We start from the raw sequence: 17,740 nt of genomic DNA on the forward strand, positions 1-17,740 counted from the left end.
AGCACTTCCTGACGGCGACTCGGTGCGCTAACGTGAACTCACTAGTTCGTACATTAATCGGGGAGGCCGGGTGGCCAACTACCTGATCGGGCTCATCGGTTCCGGCATCGGCCCGTCCCTGAGCCCGGCGCTGCACGAGCGCGAGGCCGCCGAGCTCGGACTGGGGTACGAGTACCGGCTCCTCGACCTCGACGTCATCGGACAACCCGTGGGCGACGTGCTGGCCGCGGCCAGGGCCGAGGGGTTCGACGGGCTCAACATCACCCATCCGGCGAAGCAGGCCGTCCTGCCGCACCTGGACGAGATCGTCCCCGAGGCGGCCGCCCTCGGCGCCGTCAACACCGTGGTCTTCGACCAGGGCAGGGCGATCGGCCACAACACCGACGCGACGGGGTTCGCCCGCAGCCTGAGGCTGGGCCTGCCGGGCGCCGCGATGGCGAACGTCGTCCTGGTCGGAGCGGGCGGGGCGGGTGCCGCCGTGGCCCACGCGCTGTTGTCGCTCGGCACCGGGCACCTCGGCGTCCACGACGTCGACGAGAACCGGAGCGCGCGGCTGGTGGCGGCGCTGGAAAGCAGGTTCGGCGCCGGCCGTGCCGCCGTCTGCGGTCCCGAGGCGGTGCGCACCGCGGACGGCCTCGTCCACGCGACCCCCACCGGCATGGCCGCCCATCCGGGCCTGCCGATCGATGAGTCGTTGCTGCGCGGCGAACTCTGGGTCGCCGACATCGTCTACCGGCCGCTGGAGACCGGGCTCCTCGCCGCAGCACGGGCACGGGGCTGCCGGGTGCTGCACGGGGGCGGCATGGTCGTGCTCCAGGCCGCGGAGTCGTTGCGGCTGTTCACCGGCGCCGAGCCGGACGCCGGCCGGATGCTCGCCCACTTCGCGGAACTGGAAGGAGAACCGGCGCATGCGTCCTGACCCGCGCACCGCCATCGCCACCGTGTGCCTGTCCGGCACGCTGGAGGACAAGCTGACCGCGGCCGCCGAGGCGGGCTTCGACGGCATCGAGCTCTTCGAGAACGACCTGCTCGCGGACCGCCGCACGCCCGCGCAGATCCGCGAACGCTGCGCCGATCTCGGCCTGGGCATCGACCTGTACCAGCCCTTCCGCGACTTCGAGGCCGTGCCGCCGGACGTGCTCGCGGCCAACCTGCGCCGCGCCGGGCACAAGTTCGACGTCATGGCCGAGCTGGGCGTGGACACCGTGCTGGTGTGCTCGTCGGTCTCGCCCGACGCCATCGACGACGACGACCTCGCGGCCGAGCACCTGCACCTGCTCGCGACCCGTGCGGCCGAACGCGGTCTGCGCATCGCCTACGAGGCGCTCGCCTGGGGCAGGTACGTCAACGGCTACGAGCACGCGTGGCGGATCGTCCGCCGCGCCGCCCACCCGTCGCTCGGCGTCTGCCTCGACAGCTTCCACATCCTGTCCAAAGGGGACGATCCCAGGGCGATCCGCGCGATCCCCGGCGAGAAGATCTTCTTCCTGCAGCTCGCCGACGCGCCGACGCTGCCGATGGACGTGCTCCAGTGGAGCCGCCACCACCGCCTCTTCCCGGGACAGGGCGACTTCGACCTGACGACCTTCACCCGCAACGTCCTCGACGCCGGGTACCGCGGACCGCTCTCGCTGGAGGTGTTCAACGACGTCTTCCGCCAGTCCGACCCGCACCGCGCCGCGGTCGACGCCAGGCGGTCGCTGCTGAGCCTCCAGGACTCCCTGCGGCAGCTGGACGTTCCCGCCGCCCCCGTCCCCGCCGGTTACGCCTTCGCCGAGGTCGTGGGGGAGTCGGACCTCGCGCTGCTGGGCTTCGCCCGCGAAGGTGTGCACCGCTCGAAGCCGGTGGAGCTGTGGACGCAGGGCGACGCGCGCGTGCTCGTCAACGCGGAGGGCGAGCCCGGCGCGATCGGGGCACTCGGCCTCTCCGTGACGGACCCGGCGGCCGCGGCGCGACGTGCGGAGGTCATGCTCGCGCCGCCGCTGTCACGGCAGACCGGCCCCGGCGAGGCGCCGCTGACCGCGATCGCCGCGCCCGACGGGACGCAGATCTTCCTGTGCGCCGACGACGACTGGCTCGGCGACTTCGTGCCCACCGGGGAGTCGGCCCCGCGGGCGGGCATCACCGGCATCGACCACGTGGCGCTGACCCAGCCCTTCGACAACTTCGACGAGGCGGGCCTCTTCTACCGCTCGGTGCTGGGCCTGGAACCGGGTGCGACGGCGGAGTTCGCGGCGCCGTTCGGCCTGGTGCGCGGCCGCGGCGTGAGCGGCGGAGGTGTCCGCCTCACCCTGGACGCCGCGCTGGTGCGGCGAGGAGGCTGGGCGCCCGCCGTCGAGGAACCCCAGCACATCGCCTTCACCTGCGTCGACGCCGTCGAGTGCGCCAAGGCCCTGCGGCAGCTGGGCGCGCGGCTGCTGGACATCCCCGGCAACTACTACGACGACCTGCTGGCGCGCACCGGTCTGCCGGCCGGGCGCGTCAGCGCGCTGCGCGAGCAGTCGGTGCTCTACGACAGCGACGAGCGCGGCGAGTACCTGCACTTCTACACCGAGCTGGCCGGGGCGAGGGTGTTCTTCGAGGTGGTGCAGCGCATCGGTGACTACCGCGGGTTCGGTGTGGTGAACGCACCGGTCCGCATGGCCGCCCACCACGCCGTCCGCAACGGGGTGCGCTGACGGCTGAGGTGGCGGGACCGGGTTCGCCCCGGCCCCGCCTGTCCGCGCTTTAGGGCAGCACCTGCATGTTGGCCATCATCGCCATCGACGAGTGGTCGAAGAAGTGGCAGTGGAACGGGTACACGCCGGTGAACTCCGAGTCGAACTTGACCAGGATCTTCACGGTCTGCCCGGCGGGCACCCTGGCGGTGTCCTTCGGGTACGCCTCCCACTCGCCGACCGGCTGCCCCGCCCGCTCCAGCACGCGGAACTGCACCAGGTGCAGGTGGATCGAGTGCGGGAAGTTGTACTGGCCGTCGTCGTTGACGACCTCCCAGAGCTCCGTCGTGCCGCGCTTGACGGTCAGGTCGATCCGCTTGGGGTCGTAGGCCTTGCCGTCGATCGCGTAGAACGTGTTCGTGGGGTCCCTGGCGAGCACGATCCGCCGCGTCACGGTGGGCGTACCAAGGTCCTCGAGGTCGCGCAGCTTCGCCGGGACCAGGCTGTCGTCCGCCACCGCCGAGCCGGTGACCTCGAACCGGAGCAGCTGCCGTCCCGGCGTCTCCGGGCCGTTGAACGTGTTCTCCAGGATCACGTTCGTGCCCGAGGGGAACTTGCTGAAGTCGATGACGATCTCGGCGCGCTCGGCGGGCCACAGCTCCACCTCGGGCCGGGTGACCGGGCGTCCCAGCAGACCGCCGTCCGAGGCGATCTGGATGACGTCCGAGGCCGGGTTCAGCGCCAGGCGCAACGGCCGCGAGTTGGCCGCGTTGATCAACCGCAGCCGGTACCTGCGCCGCTTGACCTTGTGCGTCGGCTGGATCGCGCCGTTGACGAGCACCGTCTTGCGGTTGGCGAAGTCGTCCAGCTTCCAGACCAGCTGGCCGTCGCCGTCGAACTGGGCGTCCCTGATCACCAGCGGGATGTCGAACTCCCCGCTGGGCAGCCGCAGCGCGTCGGTCTCCGCGTCGCTGATGATGTACGCGCCCGTCAGTCCTCTGTAGACCTGCTCGGCCTCCACGTGGTGGGCGTGGTCGTGGTACCAGAGCGTGGCCGCGGGCTGGGAGTTCGGGTAGTGGTACAGGCGCGACGCGCCGGGGTCGATCGTGTCGAGCGGGTGGCCGTCGCTCTCGGGGGCCACGTTCGCGCCGTGCAGGTGCACCGCGGCGGGCGTGGACATCTTGTTGGTGACCTTGACGACGGCCGCGCGGCCGCGGCGGGACCGGATGGTCGGGCCGGGGAAGCTGCCGTTGAAGGTGAGCACCCGCGTGTCGAGGCCGGGGAAGATCCGGGCCGTCGCCGGGGTGACCACCATTTCGTAGTGGTCGGCGCTGCGTGAGGACGTCACGGGCCTGAGCACGGGCGGAATCGGCAACGGCACCGAGAACGGTGTGACCACGGGCGGGTCGTCCGACAGCGCCGACGCGAGCTGCTGCGCCGGCAGAACCATGCCGACCCCCGCGACCGCACTGAGTTTCAGGGCGTCTCTTCGGCTGAACATTCTTTCGGGAACCTTTCCGGAAAACTCGGGAAACCCTCTTACGGAACACCGAAAAACAGAACGCCGACGATCGCGAAGACGAAGGTGTACTGGAGTACGACCACGGCGGCGGCGAGCGTGTTGGCGAAGGAGATCGCCGGACCGAGTGCCAGCGTCGCCACCAGCAGGGTCACCGGCGCGGTGGCGACCGCCACCAGGAACGAGAACCCCAGCCGCGCCGCCGTTCCGTCGGGCTGCCAGCGGAACCGCCGCACGGCGTACGCCACCAGGGCGACCGCCACGAGCATCAGGTGCATGCCCAGCACGGCCAGGCCCGGGTAGTTCGCGATCGCGTCGCCGGTGATGGGCGCGACCTGCCGGGACGCGCTGCTGTGCGAGTGCCCGCTGAGCCCGAGCTGGGTGGCGGTCGGAATGGAGTCCGTCGGCAGGAACAAAGCCTTCCCGCGCAGCACCCACGCCATGAGCGCGGCACTGCCCAGCGCGAACACGAGCACCAGTGGCACGCGCAACCGGATCGCCGGGCGCGTGGCAGCACCAGGCGTCAGGACCTCGGTCGACATCTTTCCCCCCAAGACGAAGTGTCCCTGCGGACGAACATATGCACCGGATCTAGAGGATCTCTAGCGGTGACATCGGGGGGACGGCGGTGGTGCCGGTGTCATTGGGATTTGCGATAATCGCGGTATGGAACGGCCCGCGGCGGAGCTCACGGTCGGGCAGCTGTCCGATCGCAGTGGTGTACCCATTTCCGCATTGCGCTTCTACGAGCGGCAGCACCTGATCTCCAGCCGCCGGACCGCCGGCAACCAGCGCCGCTACTCCCGCGACACGCTCCGCCGGGTCGCGCTGATCCGCATCGCCCAGCGCGTCGGGATCTCGCTCGCCGACGTCCGGGAGATGCTGTCGACGCTGCCCGACGACCGGGTGCCGTCCCGGGTGGACTGGCAGCGGATGTCGGAGCAGTGGCGGTCGGAGCTGGAGGAGCGGATCCACCGGTTGCAGCAGTTGCTCGACGAGTTCACCGAATGCGTCGGCTGCGGGTGCCTGTCGATCGACCGGTGCCTGCTCGCCAACCCGGACGACGTGCTGGGCGAGCAGGGCCCCGGCCCCAGAAGACTCGGCTAGAGGGTGGCCAGCACCTCGCGGATCGCGCTGATCACCTTGTCCTGCACGTCCTCCGACAGCGACGCGTACATCGGCAGCGAGAAGATCTCGTCGGCCAGCCGTTCGGTCACCGGCAGCGACCCGGTCTCGTAACCGAGGTGCGCGAAGCCGCTCATGGTGTGCACCGGCCAGCGGTAGCTGACGTTCAGCATGATGTCGTACGACTGCAGCCGCTCGATGATCTCGTCCCGCTTCGGGTGGCGGACCACGTAGAGGTAGTACACGTGGTCGTTGCCGGGCGTGATCGACGGCAGCACCAGCGACGTGTCCGCCAGGCCTTCCGCGTAGCGGTCCGCCACCCGGCGGCGGGCCGCGAGGTACGAGTCGAACCTGGTGAGCTTGCGCCGCAGGATCTCCGCGTGCACCTCGTCCAGCCGCGAGTTGTGACCCGGTGTCGACGTGACGTAGTACTGCTTCTCCATGCCGTAGTAGCGCAGCCGGCGCAGGTTCGCGTCGACCTTGTCGTCGTTGGTGATCGTCGCGCCGCCGTCGCCGTACGCGCCCAGCACCTTCGTCGGGTAGAACGAGAACGCCGCCGCGTCGCCCATCGTGCCGGCCAGCCGGCCGTGGTGGCGGGCGCCGTGTGACTGAGCGCAGTCCTCCAGCAGGGCGAGATCGTGCTTGGCCGCCAACGCTTCCAGCGGTGCCATGTCCACGCACTGGCCGTAGAGGTGCACGGGCAGCAGGCACTTCGTGTGCGGGGTGATGGCGGCCTCGACCTGGCTGGTGTCCATCAGGTAGTCGTCCGGCCTGATGTCCACGAACACCGGCGTGGCCCCGACCTGGTCGATCGCGATCACGGTCGGCGCCGCCGTGTTCGACACGGTGATCACCTCGTCGCCGGGGCCGACGCCCAGTGCGCGCAGGGCGAGCACGATGGCGTTGGTGCCGTTGTCGCAACTGACGCAGTGCCGCACACCGTGGTAGTCGGCGTACTCGCGCTCGAACCCGCGCACGCTCTCACCGAGCACGAGCAGGCCGGACCGGAACACCGTGTCGACGGCGTCCAGGACGTCGTCGCGCTCCTGCTCGTATTCGGCCAGGTAGTCCCATACGCGCGTAGTCATTGCAGTGCCGCACCTTTCCCAGTCAGCTGATCGATGTCGGTGAAGTCCCTGGCGCCGTGCAGCCAGGACACCTCGTCGTGCAGGTCGGTTGCCGACAACGACGACAACATGTCGTTGCGCGCCTTGGCTTCCACGCCCGACGGGTGGAACAGCCGCGAACCCATCTCGCGGGACACGTGCTGCGCGCGGGCGGTCCGGTCCCGGCGCACCGCGTTGTACTTCAACGCGCACGCGGCGAACTCGTCCGCGCCGTGGTCGAGCAGGTCGCCGAGCACGACCGCGTCCTCCAGTGCCTGGCACGCGCCCTGCGCCGCGTACTGGAGCATCGGGTGGGCCGCGTCGCCGAGCAGCACGACCCGGCCGTCGGTCCAGTCGGCCACGGGGTCCCGGTCGCACAGAACCCAGGTGCGCCAGCCCTTTCCGAGTTCGAGCAGGCGCCGTGCGGGCTCGCTCAGCACCGGGAACCGGGCGTGCACGTGCGGGGTCTCGACGGGTTCACCGACGACGACCTCGGTGGCGGCGTCGTCGCGGGTGATCGCCATGTTGAAGAACCGGCCGTTGCCGATCGGGTAGTGCACCATGTGCCACTTCGGTCCCGCCCACAGCGTGACCGAGTTCGACCGCAGCTGCGGGGGCACCTCGGACATCGGGATGACGCACCGGTAGATGGTGTGGCCGGAGACGCGGGGCGCGCCGTCGCCGACCAGCTGCCGCCGGACCGCGGACCGGATGCCGTCCGCGCCGACCAGCAGATCCGCGCTGAGCCGCGAGCCGGAGGCGAGGACGGCCGTGACGCCGCCGGAGTCCTGTTCGTAGGCGGTGACCTGGCTGTCGGTGCGCAGTTCGATGTTGTCGTGGTCCCGGCACGCCGACAGCAGCGGCTGGTACAGGTCACCGCGTTGCACGACCGCGTACGGGTTGCCGAACCGCTGCCGGTACTCACCGGTCAGCGGCATGCTCGTGATGCGCTCGCCGGTGGTGCCGTCCATGAGGCGCAGCTCGTCGATGTACACGGCCGTGGCCCGCACGTCCGCGCCCACCCCGAGCAGGTCCAGCGCGTGGAACGCGTTGGGAGCCAGCTGGATGCCCGCGCCCAGCTCCCTGAAGTCCCGGTTGCGTTCGGCGACGAGCACGTGGTGGCCGTGCCGCGCGATGCTCAACGCGGCGGCCAGTCCGCCGATGCCGCCCCCGGCGACGAGGATGTTCGCCATCTGCTCTCCTCTCAGCGGCCGACGAGCTCGACCAGAAGTTCACGGATGATGGACAGGCCGTCCTTGCTCAGCACGGACTCGGCGTGGAACTGCAGCGACCGGAAACCGTTGCCGCGCAGCGCGTGCACCTCGCCGGTGTGCTCGTCCCTGCTGACCTCGACGACGCGCCCGTCGCAGTCCACCTTGTCCTGGTCGCAGAGCGCGGCGAAGCTGTTGTAGAACCCGACCCGCACGCGCCGGCCGAACAGGTCGATCTCCCGTCCGGCGCCCTGGTTGGGCACGGGCCTGCGGTGCAGCGGGAACCCGAGCAGCCGGCTGAGCACCTGGTGGCTCAGGCACACCGAGAGGAACGGCCGGTCCTCGTCGAGCAGGTGCCGGATGGTCGCGGTCAGCGCCTGGATGCGCGGGTCATCGTCGTCGTACGGGTCACCCGGACCTGGACCCATCACCACCAGGTCGTGCTCCGCCACCGCGTACGGCTCGTCGAACCGCGCGATGGTGACCGTCAGCCCGAGCGATCGCAGCAGATGGCCGAGCATCGACGTGAACGTGTCCTCGGCGTCGACGACCAGCACCGTGCGTCCTGCCAGTTCCGGCACGTCGTGGGCCTGCGGCCGCAGCCAGTGGCCGGCGACCCTTTCGTTGCGCTGCCCCAGCGCCCGCAGCACCGACGGGTCGCGGCCGAACGTCCCCGCGCCCGGCGAGCTGAACGCGGCGAGCAGCCCGGCGGCCTTCGCCCTGCTCTCGGCCGCCTCCGACTCCGGCCGGGAGTGCCGGACCAGGGTCGAGCCGACACCGATCCGCATCCGGCCGGCCGGGTCGATGTCGGCGGTCCTGATCAGGATCGCCGAGTCCATCGTCCGCTCACCGGCGGCGTCGCGGCCGATCAGCGCGGCCACCCCGCTGTAGTAGCCGCGGCCGTCGGGTTCGTAGCGGCTGATGATCCGGCACGCGTTCTCCAGCGGGCTGCCGGTGACCGTCGGCGCGAACATGGTCTCGCGCAGGACGTCGCGCACGTCGAGCGAGGTGCGGCCCTCGATGAGGTACTCGGTGTGCGCGAGCCGGGTCATCTCCTTGAGGTACGGCCCGTGGACCCGTCCGCCGGTCGCGCACACCCGGCCCATCATCTTGAGCTCCTCGTCGACGACCATGAACAGCTCGTCGGTCTCCTTGGCGTCGCCCAGGAAGTCGAGCACGTCCGGCAGGGTTGGCCCGGTCGGCGGGTACCGGTACGTCCCGCTGATCGGGTTCATCACCGCCGTGCCGCCGGTCAGGCTGACGTGCCGCTCCGGGCTGGCGCCGACCAGCGTGCGCTGTCCGGTGTGGACGACGAACGTCCAGTAGGTGCCCGACTCCAGCCGGGCCAGCCGGCGGAACAGGGTGAGCGCGCTGTGCGTCGAGTAGCCGGTGATGTCCGCGACGAACGAGCGCTTGATGACGAAGTTCGAGCCCTCGCCGTGGCCGATCTCCTGCCCGACGACCTGCCGGGCGATCTCGGCGTACCCGTCGTCGTCGACGTCGAACTCCCCGCCGGTCATCGCGATCGGCACGTCCGGCAGCCGGGGCAGCGCCTCGGCCAGCGGCAGCACCTCCTGCCCGGTGACCTCCAGCACCAGCAACGGGGTGCCGTCGTCCACACAGCTGTAGCCGCGTTCCGCGATCTGCCGGTACGGCATGAGCACCAGCACCTCGTGCCCCGGCCCGGTGGCGGTCAGCGGCACGTCCGCCAGGGTGTCCACCGAGGACACTTTCCCGACGATGACGTCGAGGCTGTCCGGGTCGGTGCCGCGGCGGTGCAGCAGGGCGAACGGCGGCGGGTCGGCGGCGGCGACCAGGTCGAGCAACCCGGTCATGCCACCGCCTCCACGGCGTCCAGCGTGCTGAGCACGCCCGAGGTCGTGGTCACCACGGCGCTGCGCTCGGCGGCGTACGACAGCGCCATCCGGTGGTGCTCCTCGGAGAAGTCCGCGATCGCGTCGGCCACCAGGAACGCCTGCACGTCCTCGGACATCGCGTCCACGGTGGTCATCAGCAGGCCGACGTGCGCGTACACCCCGCAGCAGATGAGCTGGTCACGGCCAGCCTCCCGCATCCGCGCCAGCAGGTCCGTGCGGCAGAACGCGCTGTAGCGCCACTTGGTGAGGACCCAGTCCTGCGGCCGCGGCGCGACCTCGGCCACCACGTCCCGGTGTGCCGGGTCCCCGGACATCCCGGAGCCCCAGAAGTCCCGCAGCAGACCGCGTTGTTCCGCGGTCATGTCGCCGGGCTGGGCGGTGTACGCCACCGGGACGCCGAGGGCGGCGCAGCTCTCCCGGATCCGAGCGGTGTTGGCGACCAGGTCGGTCAGCGGTGTCTCGCCCTGGGGGAAGAACCGCAGGAAGTAGCGCTGCATGTCGTGGACCAGCAGCACCGCCCTGGCCGGGTCGATCCGCCAGTCCGCGGTGTTGGCCGGGAGCGAGTCGGCGGCGGGCATCGGGTAGGGGACGATGGCGGGAATGGGCATGGGGAAGAACCTCGCAGGGGTCAGACGCCGAGCGTGGCGCCGCCGTCGACGGTGAGATCGTGCATGGTCACGTGCGCGGCCTGGTCCGACAGAAGGAACAGGACGGCGTTGGCCACGTCGGCCGGCCGCGCGAGCTTGCGCAGCGGGATCCCGACGCGGTAGGCGTCGAGCTTGCCCTCGATGGACGTCGCGGTCGCGTCGCCGCCGTTCCACAGGGCGCGCAGCATCGGGGTGTCGGTGGAGCCGGGAGCCACCAGGTTGCAGCGGATGCCGTACCGGGCGACCTCCAGGCCGAGGCACTTGGTGAACATCGTCGACGCCGCCTTGGACGCGGCGTACGCGCCCATCCCGACCCGCGCGGTCGACGCCGAGTTCGACGCGACCGTCACGATCGCGCCCGTGCGGCGCGGCACCATCCGCCTGGCCACCGCGCGGGAGGTGAGGAAGACGCCGTTGGTGTTGACCTGGAACGTGCGCGTCCAGTCCTCTTCGGACAGTTCGGTCACCTGGCCGACGCGCAGCACACCGGCCGCGTTGACCAGGTAGTCGATCGGCCCGAGCTCCTGCTCGATCCGGTCGACGACGGCCTCCACCTCGGCGCCGGAGGTCACGTCGGCGGTGAAGCCGTGCACCCGCAGGTCCTCGCCGCGGAGCTTCTCGACGGAGTCGCGCAGCTGGTCGGCGTCGTTGTCGACGGCCGCGACCGCGAGGCCACGCAGGGCGAGTGCGCGCGCGATCTCCACTCCGATACCGCCCGCGGCTCCGGTGACCACGGCCGTCCGTCCACCCAGTTCGGTCATGTTCCGCTCCTATTCGGGCCAGGCGGACACGACTTCGACCGCCTGGGCCACGTTCAGACGTGGATCGCACAAACTCGTGTAAGGACCGGTGATCACCTCGTGCACGTGGTCCGGGCCCGCGACGCACTCGGTCACGTGGTCGGGGGTGGCCTCCAGGTGCAGGCCGCCCGCGGTGGTGCCCTCCCGCGCCATGACCGCGGTGAACCGTTCCACCTCGGCGATGACCGTGGAGACGTACCGGGTCTTGAGGCCGCCGGCGAGCTGGACCGTGTTGCCGTGCATCGGATCGCACATCCAGATCACCGGGTGCCCGGCCGCGCGGACCGCGCCGGCGAGACCGGGAAGCCGGGAGGCGACCGACTCCGAACCCATCCGGGCGATGAGCGTGAGCCTGCCGGGTTCCCGGTTCGGGTCCAGCCGTGCGCAGAGGCCGAGCAGGTCGTCGGTGGTCATGCCGGGGCCGACCTTGCACGCCACCGGGTTGACCACCGTGGACAGCACGGTCACGTGGGCGCCGTCGAGCTGCCGGGTCCGTTCGCCGATCCACGGCCAGTGCGTCGACGACAACAGCACGCCGCCGGCGTCCTCGCGCAGCATCGGCACCTCGTAGTCGAGCAGGAGTGCCTCGTGGCTGGTCCAGACCGCCGGTTCGCCGCCGTCGCGGGCCCGGATCGCGTCCATCGCCGTGCTCGCCGCCCAGTACCCGGACAGCAGTCGCTTCGGGTCGGGCCGGCGCAGTTCCGGGTCGGGGTCGGGGCTGTTGACCATGTGCCCGCGGTAGACCGGGAGCTGCCGGCCGCCGACGACCTCGACCGGCTGCGAGCGGGGTTTGCCGAACTGGCCCGCGATCCGGCCGACCCGCAGCACCGGCCGGCCGGACTTGAGCATCAGCACGTCGGCGAGGATGTCGAGCAGCGCGGTCTTGCGTTCGACGTGTCTCGGCGTGCACTCGGTGGGGTCCTCCGCGCAGTCGCCCGCCTGGAGCACCTGGTACTCGCCCGCGGCGACGCCGGCGAGCAGGGTGCGCAGCCTGCGCACCTCGGCACTCGTGACGAGGCCCGGCAGATCGGCGAGCTCCTCCCTCACCTGGGCGAGGAGCGCGGTGTCCTCCCAGGCGGGCTGCTGGTGGGCGGTCGGCAGGGTGGCCGTCAGACGTTCCACTTGATCACCTTGTTGTCCGCAGGAGCGGCTGCCACCAGCCCGGGTTCTCCCGGTACCACCGGACGACACCGCTCAGTCCGTCGTCGAATGACCATCGGGGGGCGTATCCCAGCTCCGACCGGATCTTCGAGTCGTCGATGGCGTAGCGCAGGTCGTGGCCCAGGCGGTCCTCGACGTGCCGCACCATCCGCCAGTCCGCGCCGCACAGGTCGAGCAGCCGCGCGGTCATCTCCTTGTTCGACAACTCGGTGCCACCGCCCACGTTGTAGACCTCGCCCGCGCGTCCGTTCGTGAGCACCAGGTGGACGGCCCGGCAGTGGTCGTCGACGTGCAGCCACTCGCGGACGTTCACGCCCTCGCCGTACAGCGGCACGGGCTCACCGGAGAGCAGGTTGGTGACGAACCGGGGGATGAGCTTCTCGACGTGCTGGTACGGCCCGTAGTTGTTGGAGCAGCGGGTGATCCGCACGTCGAGCCCGTGGGTCCGCCAGTACGCCAGCGCCACCAGGTCGGAGGCCGCCTTCGAGGCGGCGTACGGCGAGTTGGGGGCCACCGGCTCTGCCTCGGTCCAGCGGCCGGTGCCGATCGAGCCGTACACCTCGTCCGTGGACACGTGCACGACCGTCCGCACGCCGGCTTCCTTCGCCGCCGTCAGCACGCTTTGCGTGCCTTCCACGTTGGTCCGCATGAACGCCAGCGGCCCGTCGATCGAACGGTCCACATGCGACTCGGCCGCGAAGTGGACGACGGCTTCGTGGCCCGCCATCACGCGGGCGAGCACCGGGCCGTCGCAGATGTCCCCGACGACGAACGTGAGCCGCGGGTGGTCCATCGGCAGGTTGGTGGTGGAGCCGGCGTAGGTCAGCTTGTCCACGACGGTGACCTCGGCGCCCTCGCAGCCGGGGTAGCCGTCGTCGAGCAGGGTGCGCACGTAGTGCGAGCCGATGAAGCCGGCGGCACCCGTGACCAGGATCCGCATCAGGCCGCCACCTCGGCGGAGGCGTGGTCCCCGATGACGAGGCTGTGCTGCTCGCCGGTGGCCGACACCTTCGCCCACCTGCCGATGATCGAGCCGCGGAGCTCCCGCACGCCGTTGACGTCCGAACCCTCCAGCAGGATCGAGTCCTCGACGTGCGAGTCGGTCACCACGCACCCGGTGCCCACGGAGGTCGACGGGCCGAGGTAGCTGCCGGTGACGACGCTGCCCGCGCCCACCACCAGCGGACCGACCAGCCGCGACCGGGTCACCACGGCGCCGGCCTCGACCACCACGGTGCCGAACGTCGTGGACTCGGCGTCGACGTCGCCGTGCACGGCGGGCGTGATCCGCTCCAGCAGCGCGCGGTTGCACTCCAGCAGCTCGTCGACGCTGCCGGTGTCCTTCCAGTAGCCGGCGTACTCCTCTGCGGTCACCAGCTTTCCGCCGTCCACCATGACCTGGACGGCGTCGGTGATCTCCAGCTCGCCACGCGCGCTCGGGGGCAGGTCGCGCACGGCGTCGTGGATGGCGGAGGTGAAGAAGTACACGCCGACGATCGCCAGGTCGCTGCGGGGCACGGCCGGTTTCTCGGCCAGCGCGCGGACCACGTGGTCGCGGTCGATCACGGCGACGCCGTACTGGCGCGGGTCCGGAACCTTCACCACGAGCAGCTGCGCGTCGGGCCGGCGCTGCTCGAACGCGGCCGCCGCGGCGGTGATCCCGTCGGCGAGCACGTTGTCGCCCAGGTACATCACGAAGTCGTCGTCCCCGAGGAAGTCCTGGGCGACCTGGACGCAGTGCGCGAGGCCGAGCGGTTGTTCCTGGTGGATGTACGTCACGCGCAGACCCAGTTCGGAGCCGTCGCCGATGGCGGCACGGATGTCGGCGGCCCGGTCGCCGACGACCACGCCGACCTCCTCGACGCCGATCTGCCGGATGTTCTCTAGACAGTGCTGGAGAACCGGTTTGTTGGCGACCGGGACCAGCTGCTTGGCCATGGAGTGGGTGAACGGTCGCAGTCGCGTGCCCAACCCTCCGGACAGCACCAGCGCTTTCATCGGTGACCCTTTCGCTCTTCGCATGTGGTTACCGCGACTCACGATGCACGAGGCGCAACGCGGGCAGTTCGAGGCGACTTAAAGGCTCGCCAGGAAAACGGCCGGGGAATCGGAACCCACGACCACGTGCCCGTCCCGCCACGAACACAGCGGCGGTTTTCCGGGCCACGCCACTAGGTCGCCTCTAGCAACTCGTTCTCGTCCCACTAACTGTGTGGCCGATGCTGGGAGACACGTGGTCGCGGCCGCCCCGGCGTGCCGTCGAGTAGCCGATCTGACGGAGGAAAACCTTGTGTTCCAGCGAATAGCGGATTTCCACGAATGGTTCGCCGAGCGCAGGGCGGCGAGCGCCTGTTCGGTGACCCGCGCCCGTCTGGACCAGCTCGACGGCTGGCAGATCCAGCAGGGGACGGGCACGATCCAGCACCACAGCGGGAAGTTCTTCGCGGTGGACGGACTGGAGATCAGCACCGACCACGCGCCCGTCAGCTCGTGGACCCAGCCCATCATCATCCAGCCGGAGTCCGGAATCCTCGGCATCCTGGTGAAGCGGTTCCACGGCGTCCCGCACTTCCTGATGCAGGCGAAGGTCGAACCGGGGAACATCGGGCTGCTGCAGCTCTCCCCGACCGTGCAGGCCACCCGCAGCAACTACACGCGGGTGCACAAGGGCAAAGCGGTTCCGTACCTGGAGTACTTCCAGGCGCCCCGGCGCGGCCGGATCCTGTCCGACGTGCTGCAGTCCGAACAGGGTTCGTGGTTCCTGCACAAGCGCAACCGCAACATGATCATCGAGGTCACCGAAGACGTCGAGGTCCTGGAGGACTTCTGCTGGCTCACGGCGGCGCAGCTCGGTGAGCTGTTGCGCTGGGACCACGTCGTCAACATGGACTCGCGCACCGTCCTCGCCGGATGGCCGCTCGCCGAGACCCACTGGGGCCGCGACGCCGCCGTCGACCGCGACCAGCTGTCGGAGCTGCTGAGCTGGTTCACCGAGGCCAAGTCGCGCTACCAGCTCACCCGCCAGCGCATCCCGCTGACGAACGTGAAGAACTGGATCATCTCGCCGGAGCGGATCGTCCACGAGAACGACGCCTACTTCGCCATCGTCGGCGTGGACGTGGAGGGCGCCGGCCGGGAGGTCGCCGGCTGGTCCCAGCCGATGATCGAACCGCGCCACCCCGGCGTGGTCGCGTTCGTGACGCGGCACGACGGCGACGAGCCCCGCGTCCTCGTGCACGCCCACACCCAGGCCGGCACGCACGACGTGGTCGAGATGGCGCCGACCGTGCAGTGCGCGCCGGGCAACTACGAGGACACCCCGCCGGACCGGCGACCGTCCTTTCTGGACCACGTGCTGTCCGCCGGTCGCGAGCGGGTCCTGTTCGACGCGCTGCACTCCGAGGAGGGCGGCCGGTTCTACCAGGCGGAGAACCGCTACCTCCTCGTCGAGGCGGGTCCGGACTTCCCCGCGGAGACCGGCCCCGACTTCGCCTGGATGACCCTGTCGCAGCTCGCCGAGCTGGCCCGGTACGGCAACTACGTCAACGTCGAGGCGCGCAACCTGCTGGCCTGCCTGCTCTTCACCTAAAAACCCACTCGAGGAAACACCATGATGATCAGCCTGAACAAAGTGACCGTGACCGGCTGCCCGGTCGACGAGTACGAGCGGGTCTACAAGCAGGCCAGCGACTACATGGCCACCCGGCCCGGCCACATCAGCCAGCTGTTCCTGCGTTCGGAGAACCACCCCGGCACGTACTTCGCCGTCGCGTTGTGGGAGAGCGTCGAGCACTACACCGCGCTGGCGGGCATCGACGAGCTCGTCGCGATCTTCGACCAGGTGATCTCGCTGAACGACCCGGACGCGGCGGACGGTGACAAGATCGCGGTCGAGCACCACAAGCCCGAGGTGGTGTACGCGGAGAACACCCTGCCCGACCACCCGACCGGCGCGATGGTGTGCGTCAACCGGATCACCGTCACCGGCCTTCCCGCCGAGGAGTACGAGCGGGTGTACCGCGAGGGCAGCGACTACATGGCCCGTCAGCCGGGGCACATCCGGCACAAGCTGGTCCGCTCGACGACCGAGCCGGACGTGTACTTCAGCATCGCCGAGTGGACCGACGTCGAGGCCTACCGCGCACTCGACGGGCTGGACGAGCTGACCGCGATCTTCGCCCAGGTCAACGACAAGATCGAGATCGAGAACCACGAGTGCGTCGTGCGGGGGGACAAGTGAAGGTCGGCGTCAGCCACACCACGTTCACCGAGGACGACGGCACGGTCGCCGATCCCGTCGCGGTCGCGCGGTTCGTCGAGGACCTCGGCCTGGACTCGTTCTGGGTCAGCGACCACCTCGCCTGGGACACCCCGATCCTCGACAGCGTGCTGACGCTCACCGCGGCCGCCGCCGTCACCGAGCGGATCGAGGTCGGGTTCGCCGTCCTGCAGCTGGCGCTGCGCCGCCTGGCGTGGATCGCCAAGCAGGTCGGGACCCTGCAGACCATCTCGCACAACCGCGTCAACCTCGGTGTCGGCGTCGGTGGCCACCCGCACGAGGAGTGGGCGTCCGCCGGGATGTCCCTCGCTGACCGCGGCAGGCGGACCGACGACGCGCTGCGCGTCCTGCCCGCCCTGCTGGCGGGGGAGACGGTCGCGCTGCCGGACGTGGACGGCGCCCCGGTCACGCTCACCCCGGCGGCGCCCATGCCCCCGGTGTGGGTGGGCGGTGGCTCGCCGGCCGCGTTGACACGCGCCGCCGCCTTCGGTGACGGCTGGCTGCCCGCGGCGGTCACCCCGGACCAGATCAGGGCCGGGCAGGCCACCCTGCGCGAGCTGGCCGGGCAGGCGGGCCGCCCCGCCGTCCGCACCGGCGTGTCCATCTTCGCCACGCTCGACGCGCACGTCGGCGGGATGAGCCGGGAGGCACTGGTCGACCTGTGCGCCGGCGGGTTCGGCTTCCCCCGTGACCACGCCGACGCGGTCGTGCTCGGCGGCAAGCCCGCCGAGGTCGCCGAACGGCTGGCCGAGCACGCCGAGCTCGGCGCCGAGCACGCGGTCCTGGTGCCGTTCGGCGGTTCGTGGCGGCGGCAGTGCGAACTGCTCGCCGAGGCCAAGTCCCTGCTGCAGGAAGGCGAGGAGTCCTGATGCGCGCGACGAGGTCCCTGGCGCTGGTGCCGGTGGCGATCATGCTCACCCTGTCCGGATCCGCCGCTGCGGGCGGCCCGGCCGTCCGGTACGCGGAGGGCGGCTTCGACGTCACCAGCTACACGAGCACCCCGTACAAGCAGCTGCCGGACGGCGCGAGCCTGAGCCACCTCAGCATCGTGGACCGCTTCCACGGGGACATCCAGGGGCACGCCACCGCCGAGGCGGAGCTGTTCAGCCGCGCCGACGGGTCCACCCGCGACACCGGGTTCATCCACGTGCAGGGCACGCTGGCCGGCAGGTCCGGCGGGTTCGTCATCGAGACGGCGGGTTCGTTCGACGGGAAGAACGTGTCGAGCGTCTGGACGATCGTGCCGGGCTCGGGCAGCGGTGAGCTGAAGGGCCTGCGGGGCAAGGGCACCGAGACGGCCGAGAAGATCGGCGAGGAGTTCGTCGCCCGGTACCGCCTCGGTTACTACTTCGAGTGAG

General features: G+C 70.6%; 17 protein-coding genes. 7 read left to right on the plus strand and 10 right to left on the minus strand.

The window, feature by feature from the left end:
* Positions 1–70: 70 nt before the first annotated feature.
* Together ORI60_RS36790 and ORI60_RS36795 are read left to right on the plus strand one after the other, a co-directional pair.
* Entirely contained in the window at positions 71–919 is an 849-nt protein-coding gene (locus ORI60_RS36790) for a shikimate dehydrogenase (RefSeq protein WP_266042628.1), read from the plus strand.
* Entirely contained in the window at positions 909–2,678 is a 1,770-nt protein-coding gene (locus ORI60_RS36795; protein WP_266042629.1) for a sugar phosphate isomerase/epimerase and 4-hydroxyphenylpyruvate domain-containing protein, read from the plus strand. The genes ORI60_RS36790 and ORI60_RS36795 overlap by 11 nt, the downstream gene beginning before the upstream one ends.
* A gap of 49 nt (positions 2,679–2,727) precedes the next feature.
* On the opposite strand, the gene ORI60_RS36800 is transcribed toward ORI60_RS36795, so the two are convergent.
* Together ORI60_RS36800 and ORI60_RS36805 are read right to left on the minus strand one after the other, a co-directional pair.
* Positions 2,728–4,158, minus strand: coding sequence for a multicopper oxidase family protein (locus ORI60_RS36800; protein WP_266042630.1), 1,431 nt, complete (start codon positions 4,156–4,158; stop codon positions 2,728–2,730).
* Positions 4,159–4,196: 38 nt separating this feature from the next.
* Positions 4,197–4,718: a hypothetical protein gene (locus tag ORI60_RS36805; RefSeq protein WP_266042631.1), complete on the minus strand. Its 522-nt coding sequence runs from the start codon at positions 4,716–4,718 to the stop codon at positions 4,197–4,199.
* 124 nt (positions 4,719–4,842) lie between these two features.
* On the opposite strand from ORI60_RS36805, the gene soxR reads away from it, so the two are divergent.
* Positions 4,843–5,283, plus strand: coding sequence for a redox-sensitive transcriptional activator SoxR (gene soxR, locus ORI60_RS36810; RefSeq protein ID WP_266042632.1), 441 nt, complete (start codon positions 4,843–4,845; stop codon positions 5,281–5,283).
* Here the strand turns inward: soxR and ORI60_RS36815 are convergent.
* Genes ORI60_RS36815 through ORI60_RS36850 form a run of 8 tightly spaced genes read right to left on the minus strand, consistent with a single transcriptional unit; the run spans position 5,280 to position 14,101 of the window.
* Positions 5,280–6,389, minus strand: coding sequence for a DegT/DnrJ/EryC1/StrS family aminotransferase (locus tag ORI60_RS36815; protein WP_266042633.1), 1,110 nt, complete (start codon positions 6,387–6,389; stop codon positions 5,280–5,282). The two genes, soxR and ORI60_RS36815, sit on opposite strands and share 4 nt — an antisense overlap.
* Entirely contained in the window at positions 6,386–7,600 is a 1,215-nt protein-coding gene (locus tag ORI60_RS36820) for a 3-hydroxybenzoate 6-monooxygenase (protein WP_266042634.1), read from the minus strand. The genes ORI60_RS36815 and ORI60_RS36820 overlap by 4 nt, the downstream gene beginning before the upstream one ends.
* 11 nt (positions 7,601–7,611) lie before the next feature.
* Positions 7,612–9,453, minus strand: coding sequence for a chorismate-binding protein (locus tag ORI60_RS36825; protein WP_266042635.1), 1,842 nt, complete (start codon positions 9,451–9,453; stop codon positions 7,612–7,614).
* Positions 9,450–10,103 carry an isochorismatase family protein gene (locus ORI60_RS36830; protein WP_266042636.1) on the minus strand — a complete coding sequence of 218 codons (654 nt, stop codon included), beginning with the start codon at positions 10,101–10,103 and terminating at the stop codon, positions 9,450–9,452. The genes ORI60_RS36825 and ORI60_RS36830 overlap by 4 nt, the downstream gene beginning before the upstream one ends.
* A 20-nt stretch (positions 10,104–10,123) precedes the next feature.
* Entirely contained in the window at positions 10,124–10,903 is a 780-nt protein-coding gene (locus ORI60_RS36835; protein WP_266042637.1) for a 2,3-dihydro-2,3-dihydroxybenzoate dehydrogenase, read from the minus strand.
* 9 nt (positions 10,904–10,912) lie between these two features.
* Positions 10,913–12,064 (minus strand): 3-deoxy-7-phosphoheptulonate synthase, encoded by a 1,152-nt coding sequence (locus ORI60_RS36840; RefSeq protein ID WP_266042638.1) that lies wholly within the window; start codon positions 12,062–12,064, stop codon positions 10,913–10,915.
* A 4-nt stretch (positions 12,065–12,068) separates the two neighbouring features.
* Positions 12,069–13,043 carry a dTDP-glucose 4,6-dehydratase gene (gene rfbB, locus ORI60_RS36845; protein WP_266042639.1) on the minus strand — a complete coding sequence of 325 codons (975 nt, stop codon included), beginning with the start codon at positions 13,041–13,043 and terminating at the stop codon, positions 12,069–12,071.
* Positions 13,043–14,101 (minus strand): glucose-1-phosphate thymidylyltransferase, encoded by a 1,059-nt coding sequence (locus ORI60_RS36850; protein WP_266042640.1) that lies wholly within the window; start codon positions 14,099–14,101, stop codon positions 13,043–13,045. Before ORI60_RS36850 ends, rfbB begins: the two co-directional genes overlap by 1 nt.
* 292 nt (positions 14,102–14,393) lie before the next feature.
* Between ORI60_RS36850 and ORI60_RS36855 the strand changes: the two genes are divergently transcribed.
* From ORI60_RS36855 to ORI60_RS36870, 4 genes are read left to right on the plus strand one after another with little or no spacing between them, the layout of a single operon-like run.
* Entirely contained in the window at positions 14,394–15,692 is a 1,299-nt protein-coding gene (locus ORI60_RS36855; protein WP_266042641.1) for an NDP-hexose 2,3-dehydratase family protein, read from the plus strand.
* A 21-nt stretch (positions 15,693–15,713) separates the two neighbouring features.
* On the plus strand, positions 15,714–16,343 hold the full coding sequence (locus ORI60_RS36860) for an antibiotic biosynthesis monooxygenase family protein (protein ID WP_266042642.1): 630 nt from the start codon (positions 15,714–15,716) through the stop codon (positions 16,341–16,343).
* Positions 16,340–17,251, plus strand: coding sequence for an LLM class flavin-dependent oxidoreductase (locus tag ORI60_RS36865; protein ID WP_266042643.1), 912 nt, complete (start codon positions 16,340–16,342; stop codon positions 17,249–17,251). Before ORI60_RS36860 ends, ORI60_RS36865 begins: the two co-directional genes overlap by 4 nt.
* Complete coding sequence (locus ORI60_RS36870) at positions 17,251–17,739, plus strand: DUF3224 domain-containing protein (RefSeq protein ID WP_266042644.1); 489 nt, start codon at positions 17,251–17,253, stop codon at positions 17,737–17,739. The genes ORI60_RS36865 and ORI60_RS36870 overlap by 1 nt, the downstream gene beginning before the upstream one ends.
* Position 17,740: the final 1 nt, after the last annotated feature.

This window comes from Lentzea sp. NEAU-D7, assembly GCF_026242055.1.
GTDB lineage: Bacteria > Actinomycetota > Actinomycetes > Mycobacteriales > Pseudonocardiaceae > Lentzea.